The organism is Halovivax gelatinilyticus (genome assembly GCF_024300625.1).
Classification (GTDB): Archaea; Halobacteriota; Halobacteria; order Halobacteriales; family Natrialbaceae; genus Halovivax; species Halovivax gelatinilyticus.
Genome location: NZ_CP101322.1, coordinates 2,545,312 through 2,566,633, shown reverse-complemented (window position 1 = coordinate 2,566,633; position 21,322 = coordinate 2,545,312). Strand labels below are relative to the sequence as shown.

Below are 21,322 nucleotides of genomic sequence, written 5' to 3'. Positions count from 1 at the left end.
GTCTATCCGCCGCTGACCGGCGGAAACAGGGCGAGTTCGTCGCCATCTTCGAGCGTCGTTTCGAGGCCCGATTGCTGACTGTGAATCTCCTTTCCGTTTCTGAGAACGTTGATTTGTGAGCGCAATTTCCCGTCTTCGTCTAGCACCCGCTCGCGAAGGTCGTCGCGACCGTCGAGTAGCGCCTCGAGCGCGTCTCCGACGGTGTCGCCCGCCCCGACGTCGACGTCGACGTGCCGGTCGCCGGCGCGCTCGGCCAGGTCGGCGAACAGCTTCCACTCCATGTCGAGACGTTCCCGCCGATTCGGCAAGTAGCTACCGCTCTCGGGTACCCCACACCGAGCCCATTACCGGGAGTCGTCAGTGGTCGGCCCCTCGCCTCGATCGCTCAGTTCGGACAGCCGGTCGCCGATATCCGTCCCGGAACTCTCGCCGGGAAGCATGTCCGCGATCGAGGCACCGAGCGCGGCCGCCGCCCAGATCGCGGTGATCCGACCGAACGCTTCCAGCGCGGTCGGATCTTCTTCGTGCAGTCGACCCCAGAGATACATCGTCGACGCGGCGACGGCGAAGGAGACGGCGAGAACGACCACGAGCCGTCGCGGGACGAGCCCGAACACCGGCCGCTTCACGACATCACGAAAGTCCGTCGCGTAGAGGACTCCCGCCGTCAGCCCGACGACGAGTAGTACGTTGGCGACCAGAAAGAGCGGAATCGAGCCGACGGTCGTCGCGGTGAACCACTCGGCGATCTCGAAGACGCCGTCTTCGACAAGCAGCGGTAGGGCGAAGACGATCGCCCCGACCGTCGCTTCGGCGAGGTCCCTGACGGTGAGTTTACCGATGCGCCGCGAACCGGGAACGCGTTCGACCATTCGCCTGGTCCGCTGGACGTCACGACGAGCGGCGTCCGACGAGACGGTGGCTTCCAGTTCGTCGAGCTGATCGAGGACGTCCGCGACGTCGTACCGATCGTCACGAACGCGGTCCGCCGCCGGTCGATCGGCCGACTCGTTCCTACTGGACATACGACACCGTACGAGGGTGTCGGGAAATAGTTGATGGAGCAGGTCGAAACGCGGCCTCCCGTGCGGTAGTGTCGTCGCAAGCCCACGGCGAACAGATGGGTGCTCAGAAGCCCTCGGCGTAAGGGCGGTGTCGGAAGTCCTCGACGACGGTCGTGTCGTTTAATTGTGCGGCGGTTGCAGCGTTGGTATGGACGCGCCACGCGTGCCGACCGGCCTCCGCGAGGACTGGCGACGTCACCTGTCGACCAGGGGCACCATCCTCCTCGTCTTCGCGGTCGCCGGCCTCTCGGTCGCGACGGCGCTGGTGAACATCGGTATCGAGGCGGACGGTCCGCTCGCTCCCCATATCCCGGTCGTGGCGCAGGAAGCCGCCGGATTCACCGGCGCACTGACCGGATTCCTGATGGTCGGAAGCGCGCTGGCACTGAGACGCGGCCTCCGCTTCGGGTGGTGGGCCACGCTGTTTCTCCTGCCGCTGACCGCCGTCCAGGGATTGGCCCAGGCGAGTCACTACTCGGTGCCGCTGATCGTGCTCTCGTTGCTCTCGATTCCGGTCTTGCTCACCACCCGCCACCAGTTCGACGGTCGACTCTCGCTGTCGACGACCCAACTCGCCGCCGGCGCGGCGCTGGCGGGCGTTCAGCTCTACGGGACGACCGGCGCCTACCACCTCCGCGAGGAGTTCGAGGGGATCGACACCGTCCTCGACGCGTTCTACTTCACGCTGATCACCTCGAGTACGGTCGGCTACGGCGACATCACACCCCACGAGGAATCGACAGAAGGGATCCTGTTCACCATGTCCGTTCTCGTCCTCGGCGTCGCCAGCTTCGGTATCGCTATCGGAGCGCTCGTCGGCCCGGCACTGCAGGCGCGAATCACGAAAACACTCGGAAAGATGACCGACTCACAGCTCCAGACGTTAGACGCCCACGTTCTGGTCCTCGGCCACGGGGACCTGACCGAACCGATCATCGACGAACTCGACGACGAGAATATTCCGTTCGCTGTCGTCTCGCTCGATCGAGACTACACGGACGCGCTCTCCGATCGGGACGTCCCGGCCGTCCGCGCGGACCCGAGCGACGAGCGACCGCTCGAACGGGTCCGAATCGATCGGGCCGCGGCGATCCTCGTCGCGACGAACGACGACGCAAACGATGCGCTGACGATTCTTACCGCGCGCGAAATGCGTCCGGACGCCCGCATCGTCGCCGCGGCGACGAACCGCGAGAACACGAAGAAACTCGAACGGGCCGGCGCCGATACCGTGATCAGTCCGTCACAACTCGGCGGGCACCTCCTCGTCAAATCGGCGCTCGACGGCGACTCGACGGCGCTGATCGACCAGTTACTGGGCGATGTGTGAGCTGTTGCCGGACGACGAATAACCGGGTACTGGGCGACGCGTGACTTGTTTCCGGCCGTCGAGGTCGATCGCGAGCGCTCGCGTGACTGGATCTCGGCAACCCGGTTGACGGCGTCACTGCTCGATTCATCGACGCTAACCGCAACTTGTTTGATGCTGCTTTGAGCGAGTACGGTCATATGGTGCTCCCGGAGGGATTCGTCATACCGTCGTGGTACTACGTCGTCCCGCTCGTCCTCGGACTCGCGGGCGTCGTGGCGTTACTCTGGGCGATCGATCCGCCCGTGACCGACCGGACCGTCATTGCGTTCGCGCCCTGGATGATGCTCGGGTCTACGTTTCACGTGTTAAACAGGGAAGCGGTCGACGCGTTTCCGGACTGGATCGCGCCGCTGTTCGATACGCCGAGCGTCTACGTCACGGTGGCCATCGTCGCCGGATTCGTCTGGATCGTCGCGAACTTCTTACACGCCGGCGGGCTCTACCGATCGATCCCGCGGTTCGTCGGCATCACCGGGACCGCGTTCGTCTCGGTCTTCGCCATGATCGCGATCATGCTCGGCTACGACGCCGGCCAGTTCAACCCCTTCTGGCCGGTAGTAGCCATCGTGATCACTGGCGTCGTCACCGCCCTCGCCTGGATCGCCGTCAGCCTCTGGTTTACCGACGTCGCTGCAATCACCGGCATAACGGGTTCGTTCGTCATCTTTTCACAGGTCCTAGACGGCGTCTCGACGGCGATCGGTTACGATCTCCTCGACGCCCACGAGGAGGTCCCGCTCTCGTTGCTCGTCCTCGAAGCGGGCGAGTCGCTCCCGACGGCCGAGCTACTCGGAGCCGGCTGGCTGTTCGTACTGGTAAAACTCGGTCTCGCACTGGTCGTCGTCGGTCTCTTTACCGACCTCGTCAGGGATCGACCGCGACTCGGGCGGCTGGCGCTCGCCTTCGTCGCCGCCGTCGGCCTCGGTCCCGGCTTTCACAACGTGTTGTTGTTTACGATCACGTAGCCGGCGTCTCACCGACCGGAACGGGGCGTGAACGTTTTGGTGCGGGCGTTGAGTAAGGGGTAGGAGCATGGGACGCGTACTCGTCGCGGGCCACGTAAACTGGGACGTCACCCTTCGAGTCGACCGACTACCAGAGCCGGACGGAGAGGCCTCGATCCGCGACGAGTACGCCTCCTGCGGCGGGAGCGGAGCGAACGTCGCCGCTTCGCTCAGTCGACTGGGTGAAGACGTCGCCCTCTACGGGAGCGTCGGCGACGACGAGTACGGCGACCGGGCCGCGTCCTCGCTCGAGTCGGCCGGCGTCGATTGCACCGGCGTTCTCACCGTTTCCGACGCCGAAACCGCCAGAAAGTACCTCCTCGTCGACGACGACGGCGCGGTCTCGATCGTCGGCGACGACGGGGCGAACGAGGCCCTCTCGCCGGCCGACGTCGATCGACGAGCGGTGCGTCGGGCGGACCACGTGCACCTCACGAGTCAGCGACCCGAAACGGCCGCCGCGTTCGCGTCCGCCGCTGCAGTATCCGACACGTCCGTCAGTTTCGATCCGGGCCGACGGTTGGCCCACCGATCGTACGACGAGACCATCTCGCACGCCGACGTGCTCTTTCTCACCGGGCGCGAAGCGGAGCTGCTGGGTCAGCGAGGCGACCAGGCGGTCGCGCTCGACGGCGGAATTACCGTTCTCACGGACGGCGGTGACGGCGCCGCAGTGTACGGACCCGACGGCACGGTTCGACACGAGGGGTTCGACGTCACGCCGGTCGACACGGCGGGCGCCGGCGACGCGTTCGCCGCGGGCTTCCTCTCGAAGTGGCGTCGCGACGCCGACGTGAGCGAGACGCTCCGGTTCGCAAACGCGTGCGGGGCCATCGCCGCGACGACCACGGGCTCCCAACCGGCGCTTTCCGCGCGGCGGGTCGAACGGTTTCTAGCGGCAGCCGACGGCCCCATGTGACGTGTGAACTACACACACTTTATCTCACACCGTGTTGTCTGACGGAATAGCTAAGCACGCCCCCGTTGGCGGTTGGAGTACCCCGTCGGTTCGACGGCCGATCGAGATCGCGTCGTTCCGACGGCAGAGAGACATGAGAAACGGTACTACTGCAGAATGTGATGTGGCCTGCCGGGGGAGCCGGGGGTGGGTGGAGTACAGCCGATCGACCGACGAACCGACGAGCGTCGCCGTCGCCACCGCGCTCGCCCAGTTCGAAGAGTCGATGGCGATCGCTCCGAAGACGTGTCTGTACGAGTACGTCGATCCGGACGCACTCGACGCGCTCTTCGCCGATCGACCGAACGGACGTTCCCGACCGACCGGGTCCGTTCGCTTCTCGACGGAATCGGCGACGATCGTCGTCAGACCCGAGATCGTTCGCGTCTTCGACCGCGTGAGCCGCCCGCCGCCCGAGTGAGTTCGCCCGGCCGAGCGCCATCGAAAAGCGGGTCAATTTTAGTACGCACCCGAAGAGATCTACCCGATGACGCAACCACACCTGCTCGTCGACGAGGGGGACGTCCACGACCTCGCGCTCGTTCCCGGCGACCCCGGTCGCGTCGACCGGATCGCGGGCCACTGTGATCGCGCGGAGACGATCGCCGAAAACCGCGAGTACAAGGTCGTCAACGCCACCTACGAGGGGCGAGACCTGACCATCTGCTCGACGGGGATCGGATCGCCGTCGGCCGCGATCGCCGTCGAAGAACTGGCCGCCGTCGGCGTCGAGACTATCGTCCGGGTCGGGACCACCGGCGCGCTCCAGCGCGGACTCGAGATCGGCGACATGGTCGTCGCGACCGGAGCGGCCAAAGACGAGGGGACGACGAAGCGCTACGAGGACGTCGAACTCCCCGCCGTTCCGGAGTACGGGGTCCTCTCGGCGCTCGTCGAGGCGGCCGAAGCTCACGCCGACCGCGTCGACGACGCCGGCGCGACGGTTCACGTCGGACCGATCACCACCGACGACGCCTACTACGCTGAAACCGACGCGTACGTCGAGAAGTGGGAAGCGGCCGGACTGCTCGCCGTCGAGATGGAAGCGGCGGCTATCTTCACGCTGGCCCGGCGAAAGGGGCTTCGCGCCGGCGCCATCTGCACCGTCGACGGCAACCTCGTCGAGGGCACGCAGAAAGGGACCGACACCGACGACGAGGAGTTACCAGAGAAGGCGAAACACAACGTCTCGCGGGCGATCGACATCGCCCTCGAGGCGGCGACGACCCTGTAACTCGACCAATCCTCGGACCGGTACCATCACGTTCACTCAGACTGCGTCTCCCGGTAGCCGGAGACACCTTCCACGACGACGTAGACGGCGATCGTCGCCAGGAGCACCCAGAGAGCCAGCGTATCGATCGCAACGGGGCCGAGCGTTCGGTCGATCTCGAGGAGAAATACGGATACGCAGGCGAGCACGACGACCAGCGTCGCCACCCAGCGCCACCGTGCCCCGACCGGGACGAGCCCGTCCGCGCCTCGAAGCGCGAGATAGAGGTGAGAGCCGCCGAACAAGAGCGCGTACAACGCGAGCAAGACGACCGCGGCGGACCGGTCGTCGTCGACGACACCGGTGTAGATCGACACGCCGTAGAGGACGACGGCGACGACGGCGATACCGATCTGGACGCGCATGTCCCTGGACAGTCCGGTGATACGTCGAGCCATAATTCGCCATCATCCTTTCGGATAATAACGTCGTCGGTTGGTAACGGGTCGAGCACACCGGATCCGTACGCTGGGAAATCCACCTGCCGGTTACATTCAGTTTCCCGGTCAGGTGTTCGCTCACGCCCCCACCAGTTCCTTCAGGCCTCCCAACTGGGTGTTCGCTCAGGCGACGAGCGAGATCATGTAGAGGTTGACGAGGACGGCCGCAGTCCACGGGATCGCAAGGGCCGCCGGGACGATCGGCTGGTACGGCTCCTCGACGAAGCGCCTGCAGAACAGCGCCACGGCGACCGCACCGGCCTTGAGCGCGATCATTCCGATCACGCCCCAGCCGTCGATCGCCGATCGCGCGATCGGATTCGACTCGGCGAGGCCCATCTGCAGTCCGACGAACGTCGTGACGATGTCCCCGACCAGCGAGAGTCCGACCAACCCCCAGAGCACCCGTTCGAATCGGGTCGCGTCGGCGAGAAACGACAACTCGCCGAGCTGCCTATTCTGCGTTGACATACGACACCCGCCGGAGTCGAACCGGTCGATCGGGCCCACGCGCCACGGGGCGTCGATCGAGTGACCCATCGATCACCGATTAGTTATCCCCGTCATATCCGACCGGTGCGGTCGCTAACCACTTCCTACGCCGAAATCAAACGTGTACACGACCGCGCTACCGGTAGGTGTGAATCGGTTTCGGCCCGATTACCGGCCCGGATCGATCCGATTACTGAGCGGTTTCGGGCCGGTTACCACCACGTTTCAGTCCGATTACTGGTCAATTTCGACCCGGGTACCGGCCGGTATCTGTCCGATTACTGGCCAGTATCGAGCGGTTTCTCTCGACTCGAACGTAGTTCACGAACCGACCGAACGGTCCGGCCTACAGAATCGTACCGTGTTTCTTACTCGGCAGTTCCTTTTCCATCCCTTCGTAGAACGCAAAGCGATTGGCGAGTTCGGTCCGCAGCTCGCTCGGCGGAACGATCTCGTCGATGACGACCTCGCTGGCCATCCGGTGGATGTCGATGTCCTCGCGGTACTCCTCTCGAAGCTGAGCTTCCATCTCGGCGCGCTCGTCGTCGTCCTCGATCGCCGAGAGTTTGCGCGCGTAGACGGCGTTGATCGCGGCCTCGGGACCCATAATCGCGATCTCGCCGGAGGGGAGGCCGATGACGCTTTCGGGATCGTACGCCGGCCCGCCCATGGCGTAGATACCCGCACCGTAGGCTTTGCGGACGATCACCGTCTGCTTCGGAACGGTCGCCGACGACGTCGCGTAGATGAACTTCTTACCCTTCTCTAAGATCGCATCCTTTTCGACCTGCGAGCCGGCCATGAAGCCGGGCGTGTCGCAGAGATACAGGATCGGGACGTTGAACGCGTCGGACTTCCAGATGAACTCCGCGGCCTTCTCGGCTGCATCCGGGAAGATCGCGCCCGCGCGGTGGGCGGGCTGGTTGGCGACGATTCCGACCGGTCGACCGTCGATGCGAGCGTACGCGGTGATGATCTCCTTGCCGTAGTCGGGTCTGAGCTCGAAGTACGACCCCTCGTCGACGACCCGGTGGATCAGATCGACCATGTCGTAGCCCCGGTTGGGCTCCTGGGGCACGACCGAATCGATCCCGTCGGGCGAGCGTGCGGGCGGGCGGCCGGCGGTTTTCGGCGGCGTCCCGTCGGCGTTGTCCGGCAGGTACGTAATCAGGTCGGAGACGAGTTCGCGGGCGTGTTCCTCGTCGCGCGCGACGAGGTCGGCGCTGCCCGACTCGCGGGCGTGAACCGCCGCACCACCGAGTTCTTGCATGCTGATCTCCTCGCCGGTGACCATCTGTACCATCCGCGGGGAGGCGATCGCCATCGCCGACATCCCCTCGACCATGATGGTAAAGTCGGCGAAGACCGGCGTGTACGCCGCGCCGGCGATACACGGCCCGTAGAGCACGCAAATTTGCGGGACGCGACCGGAGAGCATCGAGTGGTTGTAGTAGTACTTGCCGATCCCCTCGCGGTTGGCGAAAAAGCCCGTCTGCTGGTCGATCCGGCCGCCTGAGGAGTCCATCAGGTAGAGGACCGGTTGGCCGGTTTTGAGCGCCCGCTGTTGCATCCGGAGGAACTTCTCGACGCCCTTGGCGGCCATGCTTCCGCGCTTGACCGTGTAGTCGTTCGCCATGAAGTGGACGTCCCGTCCCTCGAACGTCGCCGCGCCCGTGATGAGCCCGTCGGCGGGCAACTGATCGTCGGCGTCGAATTCGGCGAATCGGCCGTCCTCGAAGAGAAAGTCACTCCCCTCACCGGAAAACCAGAGGTCGATTCGATCTCTGACGAACAGCTTGTCCTCCTCGGGGAGCTGTTCTTTGTACTTCTCCGGTCCGCCGGCGAGGATCTCGGCGATCTCCTCGCGGAGGAGTTCCTCTCGCTCGGTTGGCCCGAGGGCGTCCGTCGGTTCGGACGGCGAAGAGACGTCGCCATCGGGTTCCGACCCGTCTGCGGGTGCGTCCTCGACGGCGGCCGGGTCCGTCGCGTCACCGACGTACACTGAGACCTCACCACCGACGTGTTCGGCCATGGCGGCGGCGATCGCGGAGGCCTCGGCCTCCGACGCCTCCGCACCGATTCGTACCTTCATACCGTAGGCTGGGAGTGTCCAGCCCAAACCGTTTTCCATTCGAACGCGCAGAAAGTAACGCACTCGAACGGATCGTCGTCGGTCGGACCGAGTCGATCGGCGTCACGAGCGCTCAGTCTGTGATTACTCGGCGTGCTACCGTGTGCAAGCACAATCGACATTGGCGACACCGGCGTCCCTGCGATACCGCGGTGGGCGAGTTCGCCGCCGGAGAGACAGGCAGCCATGGGCGATTCAGAAACACCAGCCGAGAGACGTGAGTCGAGCGCGCTATCGACGTCGACGGACGAGTCAGCACCGAATACGTCGAGTCGGCGCGTCGATCGTCGTACCGCGCTCACGTGCGTCGGAAGCGTCGGATACGCACTCGGCGTCGGTCACTACCTGGGAATAGACAGCGCGCTCGATCCGCCCGACGGCACGGTCGAAATCGAGACGGCCTACGTTCGGTCAGACGACGGTCAGCTCTTCGGCGAACCGGGGTCGAGAACCACCCTCGAACCGATCACGCGAACCGTTCCGGCCGACTGGTATCACCGCGTCGAGACGGCCCTCGACGTACACGCCACGCTGGTTCGAACGCAACTACCGGGATACCTAAACAGCGCGGTCGTTCCCGGATCGTACGAGTCGGGGACGGTCACCCTGTCGATCGGCGTCGAAAGCGACGATCTCTGGTCGCTTCCCGGCGACGTCGCGTCGGTGCTCTCCCGGATCGGTATCGAGTGGGACGGAACCCTGGAGGGGATCGAAATCGACATCGAGGACGAAGACAGCATCGACGAACTCGAACGTGACGCGTCGCCCGAGCCGACGCAGCTGGTTCGAAACGCGAACGTCGACCCCGTCCCCGGCGGCGTTCGGTGTGCCGTCTCGAGCAGCTACGCGACGTTGACGCCGGCGGTGTACCGATCGGGCGAGGCCGAACCGCTGTTCGCGACGGCGTTACACGCGTTCCCGGGATGGGACGATTCGGTCGGAGAGACGCTGTCGCTTCCGACTCTCGTCGACCGACGCCCGCTGACGATCGGTCACGTCGTCGACACGCTTCCCGACGTGGACGTCGCGATCGCGCGGCCGGTCAGCGCGATCAGACCCGGGAGCGTCGTCGGCCGAACGAACGGGATTCCGATCGCCGGACAGTTTACGCGCTGGGGACTCGCAGACCTCGTCGCTCGCGGCGAGTCGGTCGCGAAGATCGGCGGAACGAGCGGACGTACGACCGGCGACGTTCACGGGATCGACGCCGCGACGTGCGTGACGACCGACCGCTGCCAGGGCGGCCAGCTGAAGTGGGGAACCGAAGCCGACATCAGCGACGGCGACAGCGGCTCCGTCACGATCTATCCGGATCACGACGAGGTCGACGGCGCGATCGTCGCCTCGGTCAACAGCGCTCGAACCTGGTGGCCCGGCCAGGATCACGTCTGGGGTGTCTCCGCCCACACGCTCACCGAACGCCACGGCTATCACTTCTAACATGAAACGCGACATCTCCGTTCGATCGATCCTCCGTTCCCTGCTCGTCGGGGCGTGGCTCGTCCTCGTCGTCACCGGCTGGGTCCTCGGACTCGGTCTCGTATTTCTGGCCACCGGCTGGCCGCGGTGGGCGTTCTACCCGCTGTTGATCGGCGGGACGCTCGCGTTCGTCTTGCTGTTCGACCCCGGCCTCGTAGGCAGCAGTACAGAGCGCTCGACGTCGTGACGATGACAGCGAGTCACCGCCTCGCGTCGCCCCGGAAATTATGTGCGCGTCCGATCTAGAGGGTGGCAAGAACCGATGGCGCTCACCTGGTTTCGGTCGAACGGACTACTCGAAGACGTCGGCGATCTGGTCGTGCTCGTCTCCGTTCCGTTCCTCGTCGTCATCTCGGCGCTCGCCCTGTTCGGATTCACCACGCTCGCCGCGCTCGCCTCGATTATTCTCGTCTTCGTCGTACTCCCGGTGACCCTGCTGAGTGGTGATTCCGTTCTCTCGTCGAACGCCGAGTCGGTCAGCGACCCAGTCTCGGAACTCCGCGAGCGTTACGTCGCTGGCGAACTCTCAGAAGACGAATTCGAACGAGCGATCGACCGGCACCTGTCGACACCCGATCGAGACGACGTCTCGAAGCCAGATTGGAATCGACAACTCGACGAGCGAACGAAAGCGATGGAATCCGATCGAGACCGAGTACTCGACGACGAACGACGGTGACGGTCCGTCTCCGAACGGACTCAGGCGAGCGCGGATTCGAGTCGATCGATCAGCGACTCGGTCCCGACGTGGAGCGGGACGCGCTGGTGGAGTTCCGTCGGCTCGACAGCGAGGATCGACTGCGAGCCGTCAGAGGAGCGCCCGCCCGCCGTCTCGACGAGGTGGGCGATCGGGTTGCACTCGAACTGCAGCCGGAGTTTGCCCTCGGGGCTGCCCTCGAGGGCGGGATACGCGAAGATTCCGCCGTAGGTGAGTACCTGATTGACGTCGCCGATCATCGCGCCGCCGTAGCGGAGTTTGAGCGAGTCGTCGGACTCGATCTCGCGCACGTAGGCCTCGAAGTCCGCCGGCCAGTCGGGTACCCGACCGCCGAAGCCGTAGACCAGCGGCTCGTCCGGGATGGTGACGTCCGGGTCGACGACGGTACGTTCACCGCCGGTCAGTTCGTACTTGGTGACCGTTCCGTCGCGGGCGAACGCCATCGTCGTGATGGGACCGTAGAGGATCCAGCCGGAGGCGACCAGCGACGTTCCGGGCGCCGGGAGCGGTTCGTCGTAGATCCCGAACACCGTCCCCATCGTGTTGTTCGATTTGAGGTTAGACGAGCCGTCGAGCGGGTCGACGGCGACGTACAGGTCGCCGTCGCCGACCTGTGAGATTTCGACGCGCTCTTCGCTCGCGTACTCGGCGACGCCCTCGATCGCCGCCAGCCGCTCGGCGAGCAGTTCGTCGGCCCAGACGTCCGCCTCGGCCTGGGTCTCGCCGCTCGGGTTCTCCGCGTCGACGTCCTCTCGCCGGCCGACCAGGCCGCGACGTATCTCGGCTGCCGAATCGGCGATCACGTCGACGATCTCCGCGACGGCGTCGTTCTCGGCGTTCGCGGCCGTCATCCGTCGAGGGCGGCGTCGGCGGTCTCGCCCTCGTAGATGACTTTCTCGAGGGCGTCGAGTAGGCGCGTCGGGTCCTCGCGCTGCCAGACGTTGCGCCCGACGGCGAGTCCCTTCGCGCCGGCGTCCATGACGGCCTCGACGGTCGAGAGGAACTCGTAATCGGAGGTCTTCGAGCCGCCGCTCATGACGACCTTCATGTCGCCGGCACACTGGACGGCGTGGGCCATGGCCTCCTTGCTTCCCGGGTACTTGACCTTCGCCACGTCGGCGCCGAGTTCGAGCGCGAGCCGGGTCGCGTAAGAGATCGTGCTCGGCTTGGTGTCGTTTTTGAGTCCCTGTCCGCGCGGGTACGACCACATGACGGTCGGGAGGGCGTGGGCGCGTCCAGCCTCCTGGACGTCGCGGAACTCCTCGACCATCTCGATCTCGTGGTTCGAACCGCCGTACACCGTAAAGCCGAGGGCGTCGGCGCCGAGTTCGGCGGCGTACTCGACCGAGCAGTTGACCGCCGAGTCAGGCTCGCCCATCCAGAGGTTCGACGTGCCGTTGATCTTGAGCAGCAGGTTGACGTCGTCTTCGAAGCTCGGGTAGTAGCCCTCCGCGATCCCTTTCTGGACGGCCATCGCGGTCACCGCGTCGTGGGTCGCCGTCTCGAACACCGTCGATGGGTCGAGTTTCTCCGGGACATCCTCGAAGTCGACCGGACCGTGCTCCAGGCCGTGGTCCATCGCGAGAATCAGTACCTTTCCGTCGCGAACGATCGGGGAATCGTCGATCGGAATCATCTGATTGAGTGGTGCTACGGTAGCGTATTTATCTCTGGTGGTCTGTGCTCCCGGAGAGACAGTGTTTCGTGGTATCAGGTCTCTCCCACGGATCGAGCCACGACTGGCGTGAGCGTTATCGGGCTGGACGGACTCAGCGTCACCAATGACCGGATCGACCTATCGCTGTCAGTGCGGTGCGACGCTCCGGTATCGCCAGGACATCGAGAAAGAAGAGACGGGAATCTACCCGACCTGGAAGTGCAAAGACTGCCTGACGCCGGTCCCGGGGATGGTTGGCGAGCGACTCAAACACCAGCACCCGTCGTGAAGAGGACATCGGATCGCCGATAGGGCTTCATTCGTCACACTGTCGATCCACTCCGCGTAATGTTTCTGGGCAAATTCCGCCCCGATCTTAAGAAACCATCGCCCAAGACCACACATATCCAAATTTGTTAAACTATTTATAACGTATGGAAATTAGCAAAGTTTATTGCTGTTTGGGTTGGCCGGTTTTAATGCAGCATGGATCGAAGAACATTCACGAAGGGCGCCGCATTAAGCACTGTTGGCGTCTTAGGTGCATCGAGTTTTGGAACTGGATCTGCCAGCCCAGACCCCAATAGTGGCGGGCTAGCCGAATTCGAATTCCCCGCATCGGTTAACTCGGGCGGAAATCAGATCCGCGAGGTCGGTCAGAGTGGAGCGGTCAGCTACCACAATTTCCACGGATACACGATCGCCGAATCCGGTGGTGGCAATACGACAGCCATCGTCGGCGACACCGGCAAACGCGTGAACCTCTACACAGGGGGAAGAATGTTCCGCAGTGAAACAGTCCGGGCAGCTGCAGCGTGGCAGTATTTCGACATTGCAAACGATGTCGACGAAGTCGAGATATCCCTTGACTTTGATCTCAAAGTCGAGGCGTCCGGAAGGAGCATAAACCCTTTCGAGGAAGAAACACGTGATGACGCGGCGACAGAACCGGTCGCCAAAACATCAGGAACATCCACGCGTACTTACGTCGACGGAGACGAGTTTGAACCGCAAGCGCCGCCAGTCGTCGTTGCAATCGGCGCCGGGGCCGGCGTTAGCGGTCTCCTCGTAGCACTCAGCGGGTCCGGTGCGAGCTACGATCTCGGATACGCGATTGACCGAGTAGAAGAGAGCGAAACTGACCCGACATCGCGAATCGTCGATTCCGGTTCATTCGTAAACTTCGAAGATTCAGGGAACTTCAGCCACGATCGGGATCAAAGCTTCAGCGAACAGATTACCCTGCAGAACGTTGATCCGGATCACACCCACCGTTTCATCCTGACGTCGGGGTGTGCTATTGGTGCCTTGGGTCTGGCACAAGCGAGCGTAGATATGGAACACGATGTCGGTCAATGGGGCATCAACTACGAGAACATCACAATCCAAGGAGCCTGAGCAGTTTCGGTCGCTGCTGATCATCACCGTTTTTTCAATCGGCATTCGTCCTGTCGATACGATGCCGAGTATCCAGATGTCTACGTTTCCACTCGGAATATTACGTAGAGTACAGTAAAAAAGAGGATGAGTGTAGACTGTGTAAGCAAAATGAAACGGAATCCAGGGACAGTACCGATCCAATCTCCGGCCGCTAGGAGAGTTACTGGCGGGAACAGCGTTGCGGTCACCACGAGTATCGTCACGACCGTCCAGTAACTAGCCCGTTCGAACGCGACTTCGTGAGGCCCATCCGCACCATCACCTTGGGATGAACGCCACTCGAAAAGTGCAACGCCGACGGCGATCCACATGCCTGCAACATAGACGACCGCTCCTGAAAGGAAATAGCCGGTTGCCGCGCCACCGAGTAGCCCAATTAGCGCGATGGTAACGCTCGCAAAAGCGACGGTTCGATAAACTTCACTCGTCGTTTGACCAGAGTGTTCCGACTTCGTATTCGCCCCAGGCATCTAAATCCAATAATATCCACCACGTATTAACGGTATTGATGTCCCACAGAGATAAGAACTGAGTAGTGACGATCGCCGGTTCCCGAAAGTCATTTACGACGGACGAGGTTCGGACTACGGTGCCTACTCACCGAACCAGCGGCATGTTGTAACTCGTCTCGAGTTCCATCACCGTCTCCCAGGTCGCTTCGCAGTCACACGAGACCTGCGAGAAGACCGACGGATCCTGTCGGAGGTTGAAGTCCTTGATCGCCTTCTGGACGAGGTCGTCACACTCCTTGCAGTTGTGGGGGCCGCGATCGGAGCCGTGACCGACCGGATCGGAGACGACGATCGCGTCGATCTCGGCGGTTTCCTCGAGGACGTGGGCGACCGACCAGAGCCACGGCGGGCGGTAGCCGTCGTTGAAGTAGAGTTCGTCAACCATCGTGTAGCGCTGGACGTTGCAGGGATTCATCGAGACCGTGTGACAGCCCTCGACGGCCGCGCAGCGCTCGATCGAGGCGATCATGTCGGAGACGGCCTCGGACTCTGCGAGAAACGGCGGCTTCATCAGGAGGTAGGCTTTGATTCCGGCGGCTGCGTCGTCCGTCTCTGCATCAGCGGCGGCGGCCTCCGCACACGCCGCTTCGAAGTCGGCGAAGTCGAAGTACTTGTTCACGCAGTCGTGACGGACTCGGTCGGTCGCCGTCTCCAGACCGATGGCGACGTCGGTATCGAGGCCGTGTCGGGTGAAGTCGGCGATCTTCTCGCGGTCGACGAAGTCCGGCAGCGATTCGACGACCATCCGCTCGCGATCGGCGAACGTCTCGCCGATCGCCGCGCGCGTCTCCGCGCCGACTTCGCGCTCGTCCAAGAACGACCCGGAGGTGTAGATCTTGATGAGATCGGCGGGTTCGTCGGCGTTGTCCGCTTCGTGATCGAGACAGACCTGAATCTGATCCATCAGCGCGTCGTGACCGACGCTGCCGCCGTCGACGCTCTCTGCGACGTAGCCACACATCGTACAGCCGCCGGCGCGGGCCCAGCGACAGCCGCCGGTGTTTAAGATGATCGTCAGACTCCGCATTACGCCGTCCGGCGTGTTGTCCTCGTCGAGCCAGACGCGCGTGGGTTCGTGGGGATCGTAGCTCGCCTCCTTGCGCGAGCGGATCTCGCGCATCACCTGGTTGTGGGCGTCCATCCCCTTGCCCTGTTCGTATACCTCGGGCGTGGGCGTACTCATTGTCGTGTCAAGCGCCCGGGCGCGTATAGCCGCTTCGTCTCCCGGTGACCCGTCGGCTGACGTCGAGCAACGAAACAGCGGTGACAACCGAAGCGACGGCTCGCGAATGCGCGACCGGCTCACAATCGAAGGTCGCGCCTGTCCGCGGCGCCACAACTCCTGCAATTGTGCTCGTATCGGATCCGCGCTCCGGACGTACGAACCCGCCAGTCGCTCGAGTCGGTACCCGACCCACAGGAGGAACACCGAGACGCCGTCTCGGCGTACGACTGGCGGAGTCGTTCGAAGGGGTTTCCAGTACTCATTGACCCATGCTACCATTGTACACAGTACGTAATAATGCTGTTCCTACCTCCTGCCCAACCAGACCGTCGACCGTCGACGACAGTCAGTTCGAACGTGACGAGCGGCTGAATTGGTACCGGACCCAGCGTGTCTCACATACCCACCGGACGCCTACGCACCCGTCTAGCTGCGAACCCCTGAGCGTCGCAACAGCAGTCCTCACCCGTCCCCCGGTAGTCCTCCCCCGTCCCCCGGTAGTCCTCCCCCGTCCCCCGGTAGTCCTCCCCCGTCCCCCGGCAGTCCTCCCCCGTCCCCCGGCAGTCCTCCCCCGTCCCCCGGCAGTCCTCCCCCGTCCCCCGGCAGTCCTCCCCCGTCCCCCGGCAGTCCTCACCAGTCTCCCGGCAGCCACTCATCCCCTTAACTGCGAGTCACTTCCCCAAAGGGTGCGCTTTCGAGCGGGCGGGTCGGCGAGATCCGTCGGCGTCGAGACCGATCGCCGAGTACGAACCCGTTACTTCCGTCGACCGACGGACGACCCGATTGGAGGGTGTACAGACTTTATGTACCAGTTCGTCCACCCCTCAGCCATGTTCGACGGAGTCGTCTTCCAGATCGGAGAGGGCGGATTCCTGTACTGGGCGATCGCCTTTTTCGTCCTGGCGCTCGTCGCCGCCGCGGTCGGCGCCCGCGGAATCGCCGGAATCTCGATGGAGATCGCCCGTATCTTCGTCCTGCTGTTCATCGTCCTCGCGATCGTCGCACTGCTGTTGTGATCGCCGCGCTCGGACGGCGAGACGGCCCGAACGTCCGTCATCGGCCGTCGATTCCGTGTGCTAACCGGCCGCAAGCATTTAGGTATCGGTGGGCCGACTAGGAGCGAAATGGGCCGTCACGAGTCCGTTCTGTTCGTCGACGGCTCCGATCGGTTCACCCGCGTTCGCGAGTCACTGAAGACGGCGACGCGATCGGTATCGATCGAATCGGACGCCGACGCAATCGCCCGGTCGATACGCGATCGAGGCGTCGACGTCGTCGTCTGCACCGTCGACGACAAGGGCCCCGGCGTCGAAGCGGTGCGATCGATCGACGCCTCGGTTCCGATCGTCGCCATCCTGCCGGACGACGTGAGCCCAGCCACCGCACTGGACGCCGGCGCGACCGACTGCGTTACCGTCGCAGACGAGGGGACAGGATGGGAAACCCTCATCGAACGACGCGTCGACTCCGCGCTGGGGTCGGCTACCAGGGACATCCACCGTGCACACGCCGACGCGCTCGCGGCGACCGTCGACGGCGAACGAACGCTAGTCTGTCTCGTCGACGACGCGTACCGACACGTCACCGCGGTCGGAACCGAGCCCGCCGATGGACTGACCCCCGATCGGTTCGAAGGGAGAACGCTCGAGACGTCCCCGCTCGATTCGAGCGCGATCGCACGCGTTCGCGCGGGCTACGATGCCGCTCTCGACGGCGAACCGCACGTCACCCAGATCACGGTCGACGAGCGCCCGATTCGCGTCGAAACCGAGCCGGCGACAACCGTCGACGGATACGCGATCGCCCGCTACGAAGCGGTCGTCGCCTCACGTTCGGTCGCGGCAGACGAGCGGACGATCCGCGAACGGATCGAACAGTTGCGGGAGATAACCCAGCAGTTAGACGACCACGGCGATGTCGAACGCGTCTGTGAGTTCGTCGTCGAGACCGTCTCTCGACTCGTCGACTTCGACGCGTGCGTCATCGGCGAAGCGAAGGGCGACGCGTTCGACGTCCTCGCAGCCACGGCAGCCGAGCCGTACGCGTCGTCGACCACGCTCGCCGCCGGCGACGGAATCGCCGGCCGAACCGTCGAAACGGGTCGGACCCACGTGATCGACGATCTCGACGACGAGCCGACGGCCGCACCGACGAACGACGCCTATCGGTCCGTCCTCTCGATACCGATGGGCGCCTACGGCGTCTTCCAGGCGATTTCGACCGAGCCGAACGCGTATACCGAACTCGACCGCAAACTCGGGGAGTTGCTCGTCGTGTACGCGACGCACGCGATCGCGAAACTCAGATTCGAGCGCGCCCTGACGCACGAACGCGATCGGTTCGCCGCGCTCTTTCAGAACATTCCCGACGCCTCGATCCAGTACGTTTTCGACGGCGCAGAACCACGCATCGAGTCCGTCAACTCGGCGTTCGTCAGACTGTTCGGCTACGAACCGGACCACGCCGTCGGCGAATCGGTCCTCGATCTGCTCGTTCCCGACGACGACCGAGACGACGCGAGGACACTGTACGAGACGGTCAAAGACGGCGACCGCGTCGACGCAGAGGTGACGCGCCACACCGTAGACGGATCCGCCCCGTTCTTGCTTCGAAGCGTTCCGGTCCAATCGGACGACGACAGCCAGCGCGGCTACTTCATCTACACCGACATATCGACGCTCGTCGAACGAGAGCACGAGCTGAAAGCGAAGAACGAACGCCTCGACACGTTCGCGTCGATCGTCAGCCACGACCTCCGGAATCCGCTGTCCGTCGCCGAGGGATACCTCCAGGCGGGGCTCGATACGGGCGAGCGCGAACACATAGAAATTGTCGCGGAAGAACTCGATCGCATGCGCCGCATGGTCGAAGATCTGTTGACGCTTGCCCGCGAGGGCGAGGCCGTCGGCGACGTCACCGCGGTCGAACTCGACGAAGTCGTCGAGCAGGCGTGGGACGGCGTCGACACGGCCGACGCAACGGTGTCGATCGGACGACTCCCCACCGTCGAAGCCGATGCGCCACGGGTTCGCCAGCTGTTCGAGAATCTCTTTCGAAACGCCGTCCTCCACGGCGGCGACGACGTCGACGTAACGGTCGCCTCGTTCGAAGGCGGCGTCTACGTCGCCGACGACGGCCCGGGCGTCCCCGACGAATTGAAATCGGAGATCCTCGAGATGGGCGTCTCGACGGCGAAAGGAGACGGCGGCACCGGCTTCGGCCTCTCGATCGTCACGCAGGTCGCCGCCGGTCACGGCTGGGACGTCGAGGTAACCGACAGCGACTGCGGCGGTGCCCGGTTCGAACTCCGCTTCGATCGCGACCGAGACGTCGCCGAGGAAACTGACGACGATCGAACAGCGTCGGTCGACGACGCCCCCGACGGCACATCGGCGACAGCCGAGGACGTCGAATCGTCGATTCCGTCGATCGACGGGGTCGAACGCCACGAATGAGCGGGCCACCATACGTATATTGTCTCGCTCGCTTCAGTAGCCATGGTCGAGATCGACGTCATCGACACGACGATCCGCGCGGTCGACCGGGTCGACAACGTCACCGAGGTCGAAACAGTCGGCTGGGACGAGATTCCGCCATCTCACTCGTTTTCCTCCCCGCTCGACGGACACGTCGGCGGTCGCGTCACCTCGCTCTCGATGACCGCCAGTTTCGCCCAGCTCGAGGGGTTCGAAGACGGCGAGCGAGTCCACCGCGAACTGATCGACCCCGACGAACCACCGATCCGTGCGACGAACACCTCGTCGTTGCTGGCCGCCGAAGGGCCGATCACCATCCACGTTCGGTTCGACGGGCCGGCCCGCATCGAACACAACGAGGGCGGGACGCTCGCCGCTTCGTTCGAGCAACCGACGGCTGTGACGATCGGGTTCGAAAGCCACGTTAGCTACCCGCGCGAGGCCGTCACGATTCCTCGAACGACCGACGGCGTCGCGACCGCGATCACCTACTTCAGCGCGTCCCTGCTCGAAACCGACCTCACGCGATCGATCCACGCGAACCAACGACACCCGCCAAGAATCCTCTTCGGCAACGCCTACGACGTTCCCGAAGCGGTCGACGCCCACGTTCCGGACACCGGCGTCGAACTCGTCGTTCCCGACCGACTGGCCTACCTGTTTCCGGCCGCTCCGCTCGCGTACTACCTCGGTCTGCGCGTCATCACCACGTCGGACGAAACGCCACACATCCGAACGGCCGACGGGTCGGTACTGGTCGAATTCGAAGCGCAACCGACCTACCAGTACGAGATCGCTTCGCTGCTCCGTCGAGTCTTTCTCGTCGAGAGTCTCGTACGCTACGACCAGATTTCGACGTCGTCGCCGGCCGACGTCGAAGTCCTTCCACAGCTCGATATAAACCCGGAGTCGTTTGTCGAAGCGTCCGTCGTCGACCGACTCACAGCCACGCTCGAGACGAACTTCGCCCAGATTAGCGACGCGCTCCCCGAGTGGCACTACGTGAGCTACGTCGATCCGACGTTCGAGAACGCGCGAGCGCTGCCGTACCTGGTTCGCAATCTCGCCGCAGTGATGGGCCCCGAGGCGGCACCGGGACGCGGCGAACCGGACGGTATCGATCCGGCAAACTGGTGTCCGAAAGCGGTTCCGTCACGGGTGATCGACGGCGGTCCCCACGGGAGCGCGCTCGCCTGGATCGGATCGGCGCCACCGCCGTCAGAGACGCTGTTCGTCCCAGATCCCGACGGATACGAACAGGCACCGCGGTACCTCGATCACTACGGCGACTCGCAGTCGGTGACCGTCGTCTGTAACGACGGGCGCGACCGAGACGTCCGCGACGCCGTCGCCGACGTCCTCGAACGGTTCGGCCCGGATTCCCTGTCTCTCGACGTCCGATCCGACGTGCACACGGACGAGCTGTACGAGTTGTTCGAAGCGGGCGTCGGCGTGCTCTACTTCATCGGCGACGGACGCGACGGCTTTTCCTGTCCGGACGGAACGGTCGATCCGAACTCGATCGGGCGATCGAACGTCCGTCTCGTCGTCCTGGACGGCGCGGAGGGGTACGAAACCGGGCTAGCGTGCGTTCGACGCGGCAGCGAAGCAGGTATCGTCAGGACCGGGGAGACGCCGACCGACCCGACGGACGCGCAAACGTTGCTCGGACTTCTCACGCGCGGGTTCACGATCGATCAGGCGACGCGGTACACGATCGGATCTGATGGATCGCCCGTCTATCGGGCGCTCGGGGACGCGTTCAGTCAGTTCACCCAGTCGATGAAGCTCTACTGTACGCCGGCGACGATCGAATCGATCGACGCCGGTCAGTTCCACGTCCACGCCCACCTGTACATCCCGAAGCCCGGATTCATCTGGCGACCCGGCCTCGACGACGTGCCGGCGAGACTGTGCGCCCAGCCGTTTCACTTCTCCGCGTCGGGACCGAAGCTCGCGACGCTGGTCGGCGCCGAGAACGTCGTCCCCATCGTCGACGACGAGATTCACTGGCGACCGGACGAACCACCGTTCTACCCGTTCGCGTAGCCGGCTCGTTCGTCGGCGGCGTGAACGGATAC

Annotated in this window: 22 protein-coding genes; 13 read left to right on the top strand and 9 right to left on the bottom strand. The window is 64.1% G+C overall.

The features are described from left to right. Positions 1–2: 2 nt before the first annotated feature. Positions 3–281 carry a ubiquitin-like small modifier protein 1 gene (locus NKH31_RS12155; protein WP_254862061.1) on the bottom strand — a complete coding sequence of 93 codons (279 nt, stop codon included), beginning with the start codon at positions 279–281 and terminating at the stop codon, positions 3–5. 63 nt (positions 282–344) lie between these two features. Further along, complete coding sequence (locus NKH31_RS12150) at positions 345–1,025, bottom strand: DUF2391 family protein (RefSeq protein ID WP_254862060.1); 681 nt, start codon at positions 1,023–1,025, stop codon at positions 345–347. 187 nt (positions 1,026–1,212) lie between these two features. Here NKH31_RS12150 and NKH31_RS12145 point away from each other — a divergent pair, with 187 nt between their 5' ends. From NKH31_RS12145 to NKH31_RS12125, 5 genes are all read left to right on the top strand, one after another. Beyond that, positions 1,213–2,394: an NAD-binding protein gene (locus NKH31_RS12145; protein WP_254862059.1), complete on the top strand. Its 1,182-nt coding sequence runs from the start codon at positions 1,213–1,215 to the stop codon at positions 2,392–2,394. Between the two features lie 179 nt (positions 2,395–2,573). Then, complete coding sequence (locus NKH31_RS12140) at positions 2,574–3,401, top strand: DUF63 family protein (protein ID WP_254862058.1); 828 nt, start codon at positions 2,574–2,576, stop codon at positions 3,399–3,401. A 67-nt stretch (positions 3,402–3,468) separates the two neighbouring features. Then, the gene (locus NKH31_RS12135) at positions 3,469–4,359 is read left to right on the top strand and encodes an ATP-dependent ribose-1-phosphate kinase (protein WP_254862057.1); all 891 of its coding nucleotides are present in this window, start codon (positions 3,469–3,471) and stop codon (positions 4,357–4,359) included. A gap of 190 nt (positions 4,360–4,549) precedes the next feature. Further along, positions 4,550–4,819 carry a HalOD1 output domain-containing protein gene (locus NKH31_RS12130; RefSeq protein ID WP_254862056.1) on the top strand — a complete coding sequence of 90 codons (270 nt, stop codon included), beginning with the start codon at positions 4,550–4,552 and terminating at the stop codon, positions 4,817–4,819. A 66-nt stretch (positions 4,820–4,885) separates the two neighbouring features. Then, positions 4,886–5,632 carry a nucleoside phosphorylase gene (locus NKH31_RS12125; protein ID WP_254862055.1) on the top strand — a complete coding sequence of 249 codons (747 nt, stop codon included), beginning with the start codon at positions 4,886–4,888 and terminating at the stop codon, positions 5,630–5,632. A 32-nt stretch (positions 5,633–5,664) separates the two neighbouring features. On the opposite strand, the gene NKH31_RS12120 is transcribed toward NKH31_RS12125, so the two are convergent. The 3 genes from NKH31_RS12120 to NKH31_RS12110 form a co-directional block, all read right to left on the bottom strand. Further along, a complete protein-coding gene (locus NKH31_RS12120; RefSeq protein WP_254862054.1) occupies positions 5,665–6,069 on the bottom strand; it encodes a hypothetical protein in 405 nt (134 codons plus the stop codon). A 165-nt stretch (positions 6,070–6,234) separates the two neighbouring features. After that, the gene (locus tag NKH31_RS12115; protein ID WP_254862053.1) at positions 6,235–6,582 is read right to left on the bottom strand and encodes a DUF5658 family protein; all 348 of its coding nucleotides are present in this window, start codon (positions 6,580–6,582) and stop codon (positions 6,235–6,237) included. Positions 6,583–6,949: 367 nt separating this feature from the next. Further along, the gene (locus tag NKH31_RS12110; protein ID WP_254862052.1) at positions 6,950–8,695 is read right to left on the bottom strand and encodes an acyl-CoA carboxylase subunit beta; all 1,746 of its coding nucleotides are present in this window, start codon (positions 8,693–8,695) and stop codon (positions 6,950–6,952) included. Positions 8,696–8,920: 225 nt separating this feature from the next. Here NKH31_RS12110 and NKH31_RS12105 point away from each other — a divergent pair, with 225 nt between their 5' ends. From NKH31_RS12105 to NKH31_RS12095, 3 genes are all read left to right on the top strand, one after another. Continuing rightward, positions 8,921–10,174 (top strand): hypothetical protein, encoded by a 1,254-nt coding sequence (locus NKH31_RS12105; protein WP_254862051.1) that lies wholly within the window; start codon positions 8,921–8,923, stop codon positions 10,172–10,174. 1 nt (position 10,175) lies between these two features. Next, on the top strand, positions 10,176–10,400 hold the full coding sequence (locus NKH31_RS12100; RefSeq protein ID WP_254862050.1) for a DUF8119 family protein: 225 nt from the start codon (positions 10,176–10,178) through the stop codon (positions 10,398–10,400). Positions 10,401–10,475: 75 nt separating this feature from the next. Then, entirely contained in the window at positions 10,476–10,892 is a 417-nt protein-coding gene (locus NKH31_RS12095; RefSeq protein ID WP_254862049.1) for an SHOCT domain-containing protein, read from the top strand. 20 nt (positions 10,893–10,912) lie between these two features. Here the strand turns inward: NKH31_RS12095 and NKH31_RS12090 are convergent, their stop codons facing one another. Continuing rightward, on the bottom strand, positions 10,913–11,782 hold the full coding sequence (locus tag NKH31_RS12090) for a class 1 fructose-bisphosphatase (RefSeq protein ID WP_254862048.1): 870 nt from the start codon (positions 11,780–11,782) through the stop codon (positions 10,913–10,915). Further along, positions 11,779–12,567, bottom strand: coding sequence for a class I fructose-bisphosphate aldolase (locus NKH31_RS12085; RefSeq protein ID WP_254862047.1), 789 nt, complete (start codon positions 12,565–12,567; stop codon positions 11,779–11,781). The genes NKH31_RS12090 and NKH31_RS12085 overlap by 4 nt, the downstream gene beginning before the upstream one ends. 145 nt (positions 12,568–12,712) lie before the next feature. Here NKH31_RS12085 and NKH31_RS12080 point away from each other — a divergent pair, with 145 nt between their 5' ends. Both NKH31_RS12080 and NKH31_RS12075 read left to right on the top strand, forming a co-directional pair. Then, the gene (locus NKH31_RS12080; RefSeq protein ID WP_254862046.1) at positions 12,713–12,877 is read left to right on the top strand and encodes a hypothetical protein; all 165 of its coding nucleotides are present in this window, start codon (positions 12,713–12,715) and stop codon (positions 12,875–12,877) included. Positions 12,878–13,074: 197 nt separating this feature from the next. After that, positions 13,075–13,986, top strand: coding sequence for a hypothetical protein (locus NKH31_RS12075; protein WP_254862045.1), 912 nt, complete (start codon positions 13,075–13,077; stop codon positions 13,984–13,986). Between the two features lie 639 nt (positions 13,987–14,625). On the opposite strand, the gene NKH31_RS12070 is transcribed toward NKH31_RS12075, so the two are convergent. Beyond that, positions 14,626–15,723 carry an archaeosine biosynthesis radical SAM protein RaSEA gene (locus NKH31_RS12070; protein ID WP_254862044.1) on the bottom strand — a complete coding sequence of 366 codons (1,098 nt, stop codon included), beginning with the start codon at positions 15,721–15,723 and terminating at the stop codon, positions 14,626–14,628. Positions 15,724–15,842: 119 nt separating this feature from the next. Beyond that, positions 15,843–16,028 (bottom strand): HVO_0649 family zinc finger protein, encoded by a 186-nt coding sequence (locus tag NKH31_RS17745; protein ID WP_305038416.1) that lies wholly within the window; start codon positions 16,026–16,028, stop codon positions 15,843–15,845. A gap of 567 nt (positions 16,029–16,595) precedes the next feature. Here NKH31_RS17745 and NKH31_RS12065 point away from each other — a divergent pair. The 3 genes from NKH31_RS12065 (at position 16,596) to NKH31_RS12055 (ending at position 21,290) form a co-directional block, all read left to right on the top strand. Beyond that, positions 16,596–16,781: a DUF1328 family protein gene (locus tag NKH31_RS12065; protein WP_254862043.1), complete on the top strand. Its 186-nt coding sequence runs from the start codon at positions 16,596–16,598 to the stop codon at positions 16,779–16,781. Positions 16,782–16,889: 108 nt separating this feature from the next. Next, the gene (locus NKH31_RS12060) at positions 16,890–19,220 is read left to right on the top strand and encodes an ATP-binding protein (protein ID WP_254862042.1); all 2,331 of its coding nucleotides are present in this window, start codon (positions 16,890–16,892) and stop codon (positions 19,218–19,220) included. Between the two features lie 42 nt (positions 19,221–19,262). Continuing rightward, entirely contained in the window at positions 19,263–21,290 is a 2,028-nt protein-coding gene (locus tag NKH31_RS12055; protein WP_254862041.1) for a hypothetical protein, read from the top strand. Positions 21,291–21,322: the final 32 nt, after the last annotated feature.